Here is a 13,100-nt window from a genome sequence, read left to right as displayed (position 1 = left end):
GGCTCGTATAAAGTATAAACGACAATAGTTTCCAAAAGTTGCGCTCTACAACAGATAAAAAGGAAAATTTTCGGTATAAAAATAGAAAAAGAGCCTTCCCAAACCTTTGGGATAGCTCTCATTTGAAAGAAAGATTTTATTTTAACGATGTATAACCTGTTTTCTCTACCAAATTCTGACCTTGAGCAGATTGAATCCAATCCAGAAAGGGCTGAATATTAGGGTTGTCGCTTCCCGCGGTCACTGCATAAAATTCTGTTGCCAAAGGGTACTGTCCACTACGAATACTTTCCTTGTCTGGTTCGACACCATCGATGGCCAGCAGGGCTATTTCCCCGTTTCGATTCATTTCTGAGGCGTAAAATAAGAAGCTGTAGCCCAGTGCATTTTTATAGTTGCGATAGCTGGAGGTTTGTTGAATGATACCGCTCATAATATCCGCTACGTCTTCTTGAGGCGGCTTCATGAGTGGAGTGTCCTTCATAAACTTTTGCAACATCGTCTGGCTTCCGCTATCTTCAGGCCGTTGAAAAGCACGGATTCGGTTATTAGCTCCGCCTACATCTTTCCAATTTGTGATCTTGCCTGCGTAAATATCTTTAAGTTGAGCGGTGGAAAGTCCGGTTACGTCGTTTCGTTTGTTTACAAAAAATACGAAGGCCTCGCGGCCGATCGGCGTAAGCTTCAGTTCGACACCTTTGCGTTTAGCTTCTTTTTGTTGTGCGATTGACGGAGCCGCTACAAATATAATATCGGTTTCTCCTTCAATTAATCTCTTGTAAGCTTCAGGCGTGCTGCTGCAAATTACTTGACTTGCTTGAAAATCATACGGGTTATAATAACCCTCAGGATAAGTAGATTGAACGAAAGCTGAATACAGTGGATAAAGTGCGGTTGCGCCGTCCAATCTTGGAAGATTGTTATCGATATGATAGGAAGAAGGTTCGTCCAGATTCACTGCTTTGGTCTTCTCAGCAAAGGGTTCATATTGTAGCAGATTAACCTCCCGATCATCGACCATGGCAATTCTGTTGACGTACGCTTGCTTGATCTCATATCCTGCGGTTGCAAGCAGACTAAGTCCGAGGATAGATAACAATACAATATTGCTTGTTTTTCTGGACAACACATTAAATATGATGAGTACAACATAGATGGCTAATACGATCGCTAAGATTGCCACAAGTGGGGTATAAAACAGCAGTCCTCCGTAAAGCGCAGTAATTATAGCACCTATGAATCCTAAAAAAGCTATTCCTCCAACGGCAAAGAAGGAGAACAATAACTTCGTCCAGAATGCTTCTTTCATAACAACCTCCTCGACATGATTACTAAACTATGGAAAAGTCAACATAATTTCATTATACAGAAGTTTTTTGGATGAAGCAGTAGAACAATTACGAACAAACATGTAATAAAATGCTGCGAAACATGAAAGTAATGTGTACATTTTCATAAAGTACTGGACGAATGGCAAGAAGAGGTTTATTCTGAGATTGTGAAAAAAACAACGGAATACGATTCTCGGGGTAGGGTGAAATTCCCGACCGGCGGTAATGTTCAAAGCGAACTGAGCCCGCGACTCACTTGATCTGCTTGCAGGGAAGTGACTGATCTGGTGTAAATCCAGAGCCGACGGTAAAGTCCGGATGGGAGAGGATCATAAGATAAAGACGCTAGGAGTCTATCCTTGCACGTCTTTATTGATAATGCCCCCGAGTTTACCTTTTTGGTAATTCGGGGGTTTTTGGTCTCTTATCGAGGGTTTGTATCGACAAGGAGAATGAAATTATGAGTAATGTTACAGCATCATCATCAACTAAGGTTGGCAGTACACCAGCGCTACGCAGTGGATTTTGGCTCGTTGTGATTGGTGCAGCATTATGGGGCGTTGATCCACTTTTTCGTATCATCCTGTTAAAATCTTTGACTTCATCGCAAATTGTTCTTCTGGAGCATGTGGTGCTTTTCTTGGCTGCTTCACCTGTTCTTTGGCGTCACCGGGCGGAGCTTAAAGGAATTGGATTTCGCCAGATTGGTGCTTTATTGATTGTTTCATGGGGAGGTTCTGCCGGGGCGACGATCCTATTTACGATGGCACTTTCCAGTGGGGATTTGAATGCGGTGCTGTTACTGCAAAAGCTTCAGCCGATATTCGCTATCGGTCTCGCTGCTTTAATTCTTAAAGAACGTTTGCCTAAAAATTTCGGACCACTCATTGTGCTGGCGCTGGTAGGAACCTATCTGCTGACCTTTGGCTGGAGTATCCCTTTCGGACATGTGAATAACTTTATTGGGGTTAGCAGTCTGATGGCCTTGGGAGCAGCTGCACTGTGGGGGGGATCGACAGTCATGGGACGTTATCTGCTCGGTTCTATGAAATATGAGACAGTGACTTCGCTGCGTTTTATCCTTGCGCTTCCTTTACTTTTCGTTATCACTACGCTAAAAGGTGCCCCGTGGCAGATTCATGGCGGGTTTGGTGCATCGGCAGCTATTGCAGTTAATCTATTGCTGCAAGCTTTACTGCCAGGACTTCTTAGTATGTTGTTGTATTACAAAGGACTTAGCACGACCAAAGCTTCCTTCGCCACATTGGCTGAACTCAGCTTTCCTATGACGGGAGTAATCATTAACTGGATCGTGTTCCAACAGCTGGTCACTATCCCGCAGATTCTCGGATTTGCCTTGATCTGGGTCGCTTTATTCTTTTTATCTAATCAACAGTCCAAACCACAAACGCTCTGAGCAGATTGTAGTGGAATGGTTCTACCTATATAAAGATGATTCGAAGCCGTATGGCTTTCGGATCATCTTTTTTTGTATGTGATTTTACTCCTTGCTTAGATCAAATCGACTGCAAAAACTGCTGAAATGTTTCTAACGTAACATATAGCAGAGTTAATAAAGCGTTTACAATTAGGGAGTGCACAAAATGACTGTGCTGCTGAGTACATAATCCATGATTAAATTATTTAGGAGGAAGCATACATTGAAGAAATCATTTGTATTATTTATGATTCTGACCTTTCTTATTTCCCCTTTTACGTTTGGGCAGTCTGCTCAAGCGGCAGGAGATGAGAATATTGCCCTAGGAAAGCCTGCTATATCCGATAGTGAGCTTGCAGGGTATGAAGCGGGTAACGCAGTGGATTCCGATGAATGGAACACACATTGGACGGCGAATGACGGGAGCTTTCCTCATTGGCTGGAAGTAGATTTGCAAGGTGCATATGATTTGTCAGGTGCAACCGTCATCTGGAATGCATGGAGTTACATTAATCAATATACGATTGAAGTATCACGTGATCATAAGGTATGGATAACAGTTGTGGACAAAAGTCAGAGCAGCAGTGTAGAGCAAACTCAGTACAATGCTTTTAAGCTGCGGAATGTTTCTTATGTAAGGGTCAACCTGACCGGCATCAACGGCGGAAAATGGGCAGCCATTAATGATCTGAAGGTCTGGGGTGTTCCCGCAGGCAGCGCTCCGCATGAGCCGGCACAGGGTGAAATACAAACTGTATTGCCAGTACGGTTGGACACGGAAATTGGGCAAGCCCCTGAGCTTCCAAGTGTTGTAACTGTGGTATATAGCAATTCTGACACGGAGGATGCTCAGGTTGCTTGGGATGTGATCCCACCAGCAGAGTATTCCCGTCCTGGAACCTTTACAGTAAGCGGTTCTATTTCTGGTACAGTGCAGAAAGCAGTTGCGAAGGTAACAGTAGTAGGTGACAGCAGCACGCCTATTGTCGGATTTGAGAGCATAAATGTCAGCACAATTACGGATGTGCCTGCTTTATTGCCATCAGCGGTAACGGCTATATACGAAGATGGGTCAAGCAAACAGCTGCCTGTAACCTGGGATGACCTTACTGAAGCGGAGTATGCGGTTGAAGGAACTTACAGCGTAATGGGGAAAGTTGCAGGGACAGACCTACAACCCACAGCTGGTATTCAGGTTACTCCGCTTGTGCTGCAATCCGGGTTCATAAAAGGTGCGGACATTTCCACTCTGGAAGCGATTGAGGATGCCGGTGGAAAGTATTACGACAATGGAGTAGAAAAGGATTTGCTGGATATTCTTAAAAGCCGGGGTGTAAATTACATTCGGCTGCGTTTATGGAATGATCCACAGGAAGCTGGCGGCTATAATGACCGTGAGCATGTTGTGGAAATGGCGCAGCGCGTCAAAGCCAAAGGGTTTAAGCTCTTGCTTGATTTCCACTATTCTGATTTCTGGGCTGATCCCGGAAAGCAAAACAAGCCGGGAGCATGGGCGAATTACTCCTATGATGAATTGAAGCAAGCGGTATATGTCTATACCAAAGATGTTATGGATGAGCTAAAGGAAAAGGGAGCTTCACCCGATATGGTCCAAATCGGAAATGAGATTAATGGGGGCTTGTTATGGCCTGACGGCAAATCCTATGATCAAGAGAATGCTTTTGAGAAGGTTGTTCCGCTTCTGGTGAGCGGAGTGAAGGGAGTTAGAGACAGCCAGGGTGCAGATCAGGATATCAAAATTATGATCCATCTTGCTGAAGGCGGCAAAAATGATATGTTTCGTTGGTTCTTTGACGAATTAACGAAGCGGAATCTTGATTATGATGTGATCGGCGCGTCCTTTTATCCGTATTGGAGCGGAACGATGGATAGCCTGCAGTTTAACTTGGACGATATCTCTAAACGATATGGTAAAGAAGTGATTGTGACGGAAACCGCATATCCTTACACGCTGGAGGACGGCGACAACTTTGAGAATAACATCGCCCGTCAGGATCAGCTAGACGGGAGTGGCTTTCCAGCTACGGTTGCTGGTCAAATGGCTGAGGTCAAAACAATAATGAATGTATTGTCCAAAGTACCCGATGGTAAAGGAACAGGCTTGTTCTATTGGGAACCAGCTTGGATTCCAGTGCAAGGTGTAGGCTGGAAGGTAGGCGAAGGAAATGCTTGGGAGAATCAGGCAATGTTCGATTTTGCAGGGAATGCACTCTCTTCATTAAATGTCTTCAAAACCCCGGTGGCTGGTGAGGGGGGCGAAGAGGAACCCGGAACGGGAGGAAATCCCGGCACTGGCGGAGAACCCGGAACGGGAGGAAATCCCGGCACTGGCGGAGAACCCGGAACGGGAGGAAATCCCGGCACTGGCGGAGAACCCGGAACGGGAGGAAATCCTGGCACTGGCGGAGAACCCGGAACGGGAGGAAATCCTGGCACTGGCGGGGAACCCGGAACGGGAGGGAATCCCGGCACTGGCGGGGAACCCGGAACGGGAGGGAATCCCGGCACTGGCGGGGAACCCGGAACGGGAGAGAATCCCGGCACTGGTGAGGAACCCGGAACAGGGGTTAATCCTGATCCTGTCGTCACGGTCAGAGATTCAAGCGTTGTAAATTCAGCAAATAAAGCAGTGGTCGAACATACAGCGGCAGGACAACTTCAGGTGAAGGCACAAGCAGGAATTTCCGGCACAGCTGATATCACGCTAAGTATAGAGGATATCAATAAGGCGCTGTCGACGCTTCCGGCGGATGAAAAACTGATTATTTCTGTTCTGCCATCGACGGGAGAGCTTAAGGGAGCAGTCGTTCATCTTCCGTTGAGTTCTATACTAGAGCAGGGCAAACATCCTCAAATAGTAATTGTATATGGTGCGGCATCTGTTACGGTTTCTACGGAAGCTAGTGCAGGAATTATAAAGACGGGAGCTAAGGAACTAACGCTCTCACTGGTTCAGGTAGCTACGCCAACCTTGCCTTCACCATTGGCAACTGGAGCAAAAGACTACCCGGCCTATAACATCCACTTGTCAGTAGACGGGACTTCTATCGATGTTTTCAAAAAAGGAGCAATATCGGTAGCCTTCCACTACAAGCTGAAGCTCGGGGAGCAGAGCCAGCGGATTGCTGTTTATTCGATACTTGCTGATGGAAAACTTGAAGTTATCAAAGCTGTGCGGTACAACCCAACCGCGGAACAGATTGTGTTTAATCCAAGTCATTTCAGCATTTATGCTGCGGGGTACGCAGAGGTGGGGTACACAGATTTAAAAGCAGCAGATTGGGCCACGTCAGCGATTGAATCCTTGACGGCTAAAGGGATCGTGCAAGGAATAGGAAACGGGATCTTTAATCCGCAAGGGGAGGTTACACGCGCTGAATTTGTCAGCATGCTGCTGTCCGCGCTGGAGCTAAAAGCAGAAAGAGGAGCAGGCAGTTTTAAAGATGTGAACCTTGATGCGTGGTATAGCTCTACTGTGATTACTGCTGGAAAATTGGGTGTTGTACAAGGACATGCGGATGGCACTTTTGGCCCGAATGATAAATTGTCCCGTGAAGAAATGGCAGCTATTTCATACCGTGCGCTTAAGTTGGCGGAGAAAGTGAACGGTCAGACGGATGTGAACGTTATTTCTTTTAAAGATAAAGATCTGATCTCGTTGTATGCCAGTGAAGGGATAACAGCGCTTGCGCAGGCTGGGATTATCAATGGATTCGAAGATGGCAATTTCCGCCCGCAAGCCCATACAACACGCGCTGAAGCGGCTTATATCATACTTAATCTTTTGCAGCAATAATAGGCAGACAGGCAATAACTGTGCTCGAAAAGGCAGTTAGGGCCTGTCTTTACCACATTTTTTAGATATTTATCTTTTCGCAAGTAGGGATTGTTTGTACAATAGGGGCTATGACATTTGAGCCGGAGAGTGAAGGAACGTGTATAGATATAATTTATTTACCAAAATCGTGAGTATCATGGTCATTATGCTGATCCCGATAACCATCCTCTACTTCTATTCCAATAAAACGACCACGGATGTGCTGCGTACGGAGTTAAATACTTCGAATAATAATCAGCTTAGTTTTTTTCAGAATCAGGTAGAAAGTAATATGGAGCTTTTGTCCTCGTGGCCGATTCTGCTGATCCATGATCCTGATATCCTCAGCCTTAAGGATACTTATCTGGAAAAAGGGCGTTTGAATCTGGATACGATAAACCTGATCAAACGGATTCAGACCAAAATCAGCATTCAAGAAAGCTCCTCCAATTGGAAGAGTAAGCTGTATTTATACTCCCCGTCCATTCATCGTATGGTATCTGAAAATGATGCGAAGTTATACGAAGATGAGGATCTGAAGCGGGAAGTGAAGTCGGGCTGGCATGTGGAGAAGATTGAAGGGCAGGAGGGTGACCGCTTCGTATTCTCGTGGTTTTCTTTTACACCTTTTATGTCAGAATTCGCTCCGGAAAAAGTCAAAACGGTTATGAAGGTAGAGTTCGACAGCCGGAACATAGAAGATATGCTGGATAAATTCAAAAGTGATGGCAGAAGAGATCCTTTTTATTATAAGCAAGGAACAGGGCTTATTTTTAACCGCAGTGCCGACAAGGTGTTAGCTAAAGAATTGGTAGACAGGCTGGAAGAGACCCAGCTGAAGCCTAGTGAGAATCGCACGGTCAAAATAGAAGGTGAATCCTACAGTGTAAATATCGTCTTTTCGGACAAAATGGGCTGGTATTTGATCGACTATATGCCGTTGACTGAAATCCTACATCCGATCCTGACCTCTAATCGTTTATTTTATTTTGCGATCAGTGCTTTGTTGTTAATGAGCTGTCTCGTAGCCTATCTGTTATATGTTCAAGTGCAGGTGCCTATAAGGTTATTAGTTGGAGGCTTTCAACGGTTGAAGCAAGGGGATTATTCTGCGCGAGTGGAGATTAAAGGGAAGAATGAATTCAGCTTCCTGTCCGGCCGGTTTAACAGTATGGTAGAACAGATTCAGATGCTGATCGAGAATGTGCTGATGGAGAAAATCCATGTTCGCGAAGCCCGCTTAAAGCAGCTTCAATCACAGATTAATCCACATTTTTTCTATAATTGCTTCTCCTTTATTACAAGTATGGCGAAGCTTGATAATATGGGGGCGGTCGTTGGAATGTCGCATAATTTGTCCCGATATTACAGATACACGACTCGTCAGGAACGTGATTTGGTTGCGCTGTCAGAAGAGGTGGAATTTGTGAATCATTATCTGGAGATCCAGAAGATGAGGATGAGCAGACTTCGTTATGAGATCAATATCCCACCGCAAATGCGCAAAAGAGAGCTTCCGCCGCTCGTACTGCAGCCTCTGGTGGAGAATGCGGTTATACATGGAATTGAGCCCGTCGCCAAAGAGGGACTGGTGCGGATTACGGGTTCATGTGTAGGCAGAGAAATGACGCTTACGGTTGAGGATGATGGTCAGGGCATGACGCCAGAGGGAATTATAGAACTGGAAAATAAACTAAGCAGAGCGATGGATGAAGAAATGGGCTGCGGTTTATGGAATGTGCATCAGAGGATGCGGTTGCGTTTTGGAGAGACGTCTGGCTTGCGCATCTCGCCTTCTCCACTTGGAGGATTACAGGTGACACTGCAGTGGCTGCTGCCCTACACAGACAATGAAATGGAATGACATCTAGGAGGGGAAAGAATGATAGAGCTGTTGTTAGTTGATGATGAGCCCTATGTTACGGAAAGTTTAGCCCGTACTATTCCATGGGCTGAAATTGGGGTAAAGCAGGTGCATCAAGCGGCATCGGGTGCTGAAGCTCTGCAAATTATGGAACAGCAGGCTATAGATATTATGGTTACGGATATTTCAATGCCAGGAATGACTGGCCTGCAATTGATTGAAGCCGTGGGCGAGCAATGGCCAAATATTCGGTCCATTTTATTGACGGGTTATTCCGATTTTCAATATGCGAAAAAAGCTATTCAACTGCAGGCATTTGATTATATTTTGAAGCCGGTAAGTGATGATGAGTTTATCAAAAGCGTATCCAGTGCGATTGAATCTTTGAAAGATGAATGGGAAGCCCATGATAGATATCATTTGCTGCTGTATAATCGCAAAGCCGATTACAGTGTTTTGCGCGCTAATCTGATGCACGAATTGCTTCTCGGCAGGGTGCTGTCTGAGCGGACGCTGGCCATTAAGCTGAAGGAATATGAAATCTCCTTCCAGGCGGATGCTGAAGCGGCGATGCTGCTGATTCAGCTAGGTAAACATTATGCCGCAATGGATCACCATTCGGTCTCGTTAATGGAATATGCGATCGGCAACATTGCCGAGGAGCTTTTTAAGGAACAGTTCCATGTCTGGTTCTGCAAAGCGCCGCATGATTGCTTGATTCTGCTTGTTGAATTAAAGCCGGCTGTACAGCAGGAATTGGAGCAAATGGCTAACTATGAAGCTGCAAGGCAGCAAATCCTAAAAGCGGTGATCGCGAATTTCCTAATTAGTGTAAGCAATTACCTCAAAGGGGAGATTTCACTGATTGTAACGGAGTGGTTCACCTTTCCAGAGGGGATGACGGCTGCCTATCGAAGCGGCCTTAGCTCGATGTATTTGGCAGCACATGATGAATCCAGCTCCGTGCTGTTTTTGGATGACCGCCAGCATCAGGAGACGATCAGCATCAAATCGCTCGAATGTCTTTATCGTCCACCTACACTCATTCATCTGCTGGAATCCAAACAATGGGATACAGCAAGGCAAAAAATTGCTGACGTGTTCCGGGATATGGAGAATGCACGGTTTTCCAGTGAACATTTGTACGAGGTCTTTCTATCGATAACGAATGCATTTATGTATATCGCGCATAAGAGTGGTCAGTTCATCTCCAAGATCGACCAATATGCTTTAGATCCGTTGTTGACGCAGAGTATTATTGTTTCTTTTGATAAGCTTAAAGATTGGGCGTTTGATATGCTGGATAAGCTTCAGAAGGAGCTATCCGAAAGCGATCAGAATACGAAAAGTTATATTATCAAGCAGGTGCATGAGCTGGTAGGAAACCATTCGGGGCATGAGCTGTCTGTCAAAACCATTGCCGATCATGTATATTTGCATCCTGTCTACTTATCCAAGATTTATAAGGCTGAGACTGGGGAAGGACTTGGGGACTATATTATTCGGATGCGGATGGAACGGGCGCTCTATCTGCTTAAAAATACGAATAAAAAAATCTATGAAATCACCTCTGAGCTTGGATATCAGAATCCGCAATATTTCAGTAAGATGTTCAAAAAACACTACAATATGACACCAAATGAATTCCGGGACGGATAGAGGTTGAGAAAGGTGCAGAAACCTTGTTTAAATGACGTATTCGGGCTTAGCGCCGTTCCCTATAATTAAATTGTAACCAACACTTATGGAATCCAAGGGGGAACAAAATGAGCGCGATGAAGAGAAAAAGATGGCTGCCGCTCCTGTGTATGAGCATGCTTTTGGCGGGTAGCCTTGCGGGTTGTTCAGGCAATAACGCTGCTAATAGTAAAGACACTGCTGGAGATAAAACAGCTGGTGAAGCGACTGCAAATACTGCTTCTAATTCTGAAAACGCCTACAAGGATAAATACGATCCTGAGGTTACATTTACAACCGCATGGGGCGTGGACCCTGAGCTTAAATTCAAAAACGGTGAAAGCATTGAGAATAACGTGGCTACAAAATGGGCTAAAGAAAAATTCGGCATCAACATTAAGTCCCTTTGGTCTATCACAGATACGAACGGTGCATTTGGTACGAAGCTGCGTTTATCCATGTCTTCAGGTCAGGACATGCCTGATGTCGTAACCATCGGTACAGCCGACAACACGATTGCACAGGACTTGATCGATTCCGGCATGTATGCAGATGTAGGAACTTTGTTTGATAAATATGCTTCAGATACTTGGAAAGAAGCGATGGCACAGGATCCTAACGTTTGGAATCAATACAGCCGTGATGGCAAAAGAATGGGTCTGCCTGTTCTCGATTATGCATATAACCATGATTACATTCTGTGGATCCGCCAAGATTGGCTGGATAAGCTGAATATGCAAGCCCCTAAGACGATCGAAGAGCTGGAAAAAGTGATGGATGCGTTCAAGAATCAGAACCCTGATGGCTTGGCACCAGACAAGGTAACTCCACTTAGTATCGGCTTCAAAACAACAATGAACACTTGGATGGGCGATCCATCTTGGATCTTTGGTGCTTACGGAACCTTGCCACAGCAATGGAATCTAGATGCTGATGGTAGACTAGAATACGGCTCGGTAAATGCTGGCATGAAGCAAGGGCTAGAAAAACTGAAGGAATGGTTGGCGAAAGGTTATATTCCTCAGGAAGCAGCTCTTTGGGATGAGAACAAAACTGCCGAACCAGCAGTTGCAGGTACAGCAGGGATTCTCCCGGGTCCTTACTGGATGAGCGGCTGGCCGCTTCAGGATACCGTGAAGAACTCTCCAGATGCAGTATGGGCTCCAATTGAAATTCCAGCGGGTCCGGATGGAAAAGTTATGCGTCATGGCACACAATTCACTAACGGTGTAACTTTGATCAGCACGAAAATGAAAAATCCAGAAGCCTTCTTTACTTATCAAAACTATCTGTTCGATAACTTTGCTAATCCAACGCCAGGCAGTGAACTGGATAACGGTCTTTTTGCAGGATACGACTATGAGCTAGACGCGAACGGCAAGATGATCGAAAATGATAAAATTGCTGGCGGTTATGTGAATAGCGTTCGTTATATGCTGGTTCGTGACGGTGCCCGGATCCCGGATGCCCAAATGAAAGCACTCCTTAACCTGGCAGATGGCGCAGAGCCAACAACCCGACTGGAGAAGGACGTAGCTGTGAATTATGGTAAAGATACCCCTGCGGCTGCCAAAGTTCTGCTGGCGCAAGAGGATAAATCCTTTAAGAATATGTTCACAGGTCCTACGACCGAAACTATGAAATCGAAGATGGACTATCTGAACAAAATTGAGAACCAAACGTTTAATGAAATCATCTATGGCAACAAACCGCTGGATGCATTTGATTCCTTTGTAGCAACCTGGAAATCAGGTGGTGGCGATCAAATCACTAAAGAAGTTAACGAATGGTATGACAGCGTAAAATAAGGTTTGGATTAAGTTTAACTAGGTAAAAAGCAGTAAACGGGACCATCTCTTCAGCCGTAGCATTAGGCTTTAGGGAGGGTCCCTGTTTGCGTTTGAAGTCCTCTTTTTTCAATGTGATAAAGAGATTGCTTTTGTACCATATATATTGGTTTTGCTCGCTATTTGAGGAATTCGGGCGTTGCTATAATTTGAGTATGGTTACAGAAGAACTTGACACGATATGGGGGACCAAGGATGAGAACACTAAAAAAAACATGGCCTTTTCACTTGATGTTATTGCCGGCGATGATATTCCTGATCATCTTCAGCTTTATTCCAATGGGCGGAATTGTGATGGCATTTCAGGATTATAAGCCATGGCTGAAAATTTCAGGCTCGGCATGGGTTGGATTGGACAATTTCCGTTATCTATTTGAACGTAATGACAGTATGCAGGTCATTTGGAATACATTGATTATTGCTGTTCTAAAAATGATTTTCAATCTGGCTGTACCGTTTGTATTCGCCATTTTGTTAAATGAGATTCGCAAGGTATACATACAGCGTACTATTCAGACACTGGTATACTTGCCTCACTTTTTATCTTGGGTTATTCTCGGCGGGATCTTGCTGGATTTGCTTGCTACAGATGGTTTTGTCAATCAGATCTTAGGCAGCATGGGCTTCAAACCCATCTTTTTCTTAGGGGATAACAACTGGTTCCGGTTCACAGTTATTCTCACAGATGTGTGGAAGGAATTTGGTTATAATACGATCGTTTTCTTAGCTGCTCTAGCAGGAATCAATCCATCATTATATGAAGCTGCTGAAATAGACGGCGCTAACCGCTGGAAGCAGACACGTTTTATCACGATGCCATCTCTATTGCCAATGGTTGTGGTGGTAGGTACCTTGGCTCTTGGAAATGTATTGAACGCAGGGTTTGACCAGATCTTCAACCTCTACAATCCACTGGTCTATCAGAAAGGCGATATTATTGATACCTTCGTGTACCGCACGGCTATTCTGAATGGTGAGATGGGCTTTGGTACGGCAATCGGACTGTTTAAGTCGGCCATTAGCATGATCCTAATTCTCGTCTCGTACAGTTTGGCTAAGAAGTGGGCAGGATATCGCATTTTCTAATTTACCAAAGGAAGAGGGA

The 13,100-nt window shown here is 45.0% G+C and carries 7 protein-coding genes and 1 riboswitch; of the genes, 6 read left to right on the top strand and 1 reads right to left on the bottom strand.

All coding sequences use genetic code 11. From position 1 onward, the window contains the following. Window positions 1-136: 136 nt before the first annotated feature. A complete protein-coding gene (locus MHH60_RS03570; RefSeq protein WP_076134725.1) occupies window positions 137-1,309 on the bottom strand; it encodes a PstS family phosphate ABC transporter substrate-binding protein in 1,173 nt (390 codons plus the stop codon). 207 nt (window positions 1,310-1,516) lie between these two features. Next, a riboswitch (FMN riboswitch) is annotated at window positions 1,517-1,665 on the top strand. Window positions 1,666-1,791: 126 nt separating this feature from the next. Between MHH60_RS03570 and MHH60_RS03565 the strand changes: the two genes are divergently transcribed. From MHH60_RS03565 to MHH60_RS03540, 6 genes are all read left to right on the top strand, one after another. After that, window positions 1,792-2,748 carry a DMT family transporter gene (locus MHH60_RS03565; protein WP_076134724.1) on the top strand — a complete coding sequence of 319 codons (957 nt, stop codon included), beginning with the start codon at window positions 1,792-1,794 and terminating at the stop codon, window positions 2,746-2,748. A gap of 244 nt (window positions 2,749-2,992) precedes the next feature. After that, window positions 2,993-6,586 carry a glycosyl hydrolase 53 family protein gene (locus MHH60_RS03560; protein ID WP_341161112.1) on the top strand — a complete coding sequence of 1,198 codons (3,594 nt, stop codon included), beginning with the start codon at window positions 2,993-2,995 and terminating at the stop codon, window positions 6,584-6,586. Between the two features lie 139 nt (window positions 6,587-6,725). Continuing rightward, a complete protein-coding gene (locus MHH60_RS03555) occupies window positions 6,726-8,471 on the top strand; it encodes a sensor histidine kinase (RefSeq protein WP_076134722.1) in 1,746 nt (581 codons plus the stop codon). Window positions 8,472-8,489: 18 nt separating this feature from the next. After that, window positions 8,490-10,130 (top strand): response regulator, encoded by a 1,641-nt coding sequence (locus MHH60_RS03550; RefSeq protein WP_076134721.1) that lies wholly within the window; start codon window positions 8,490-8,492, stop codon window positions 10,128-10,130. Window positions 10,131-10,237: 107 nt separating this feature from the next. Further along, complete coding sequence (locus MHH60_RS03545) at window positions 10,238-11,956, top strand: extracellular solute-binding protein (protein WP_076134720.1); 1,719 nt, start codon at window positions 10,238-10,240, stop codon at window positions 11,954-11,956. A gap of 234 nt (window positions 11,957-12,190) precedes the next feature. After that, entirely contained in the window at window positions 12,191-13,081 is an 891-nt protein-coding gene (locus MHH60_RS03540; RefSeq protein WP_036676126.1) for an ABC transporter permease, read from the top strand. The last annotated feature ends 19 nt before the right edge of the window (window positions 13,082-13,100 follow it).

Origin of the sequence: Paenibacillus sp. FSL H7-0716 (assembly GCF_038002705.1) — a bacterium.
GTDB classification, from domain to species: domain Bacteria; phylum Bacillota; class Bacilli; order Paenibacillales; family Paenibacillaceae; genus Paenibacillus_AQ; species Paenibacillus_AQ odorifer.
The sequence above is the reverse complement of the archived record's forward strand: the minus strand, read 5'-3'. Positions and strand labels throughout refer to the sequence as shown.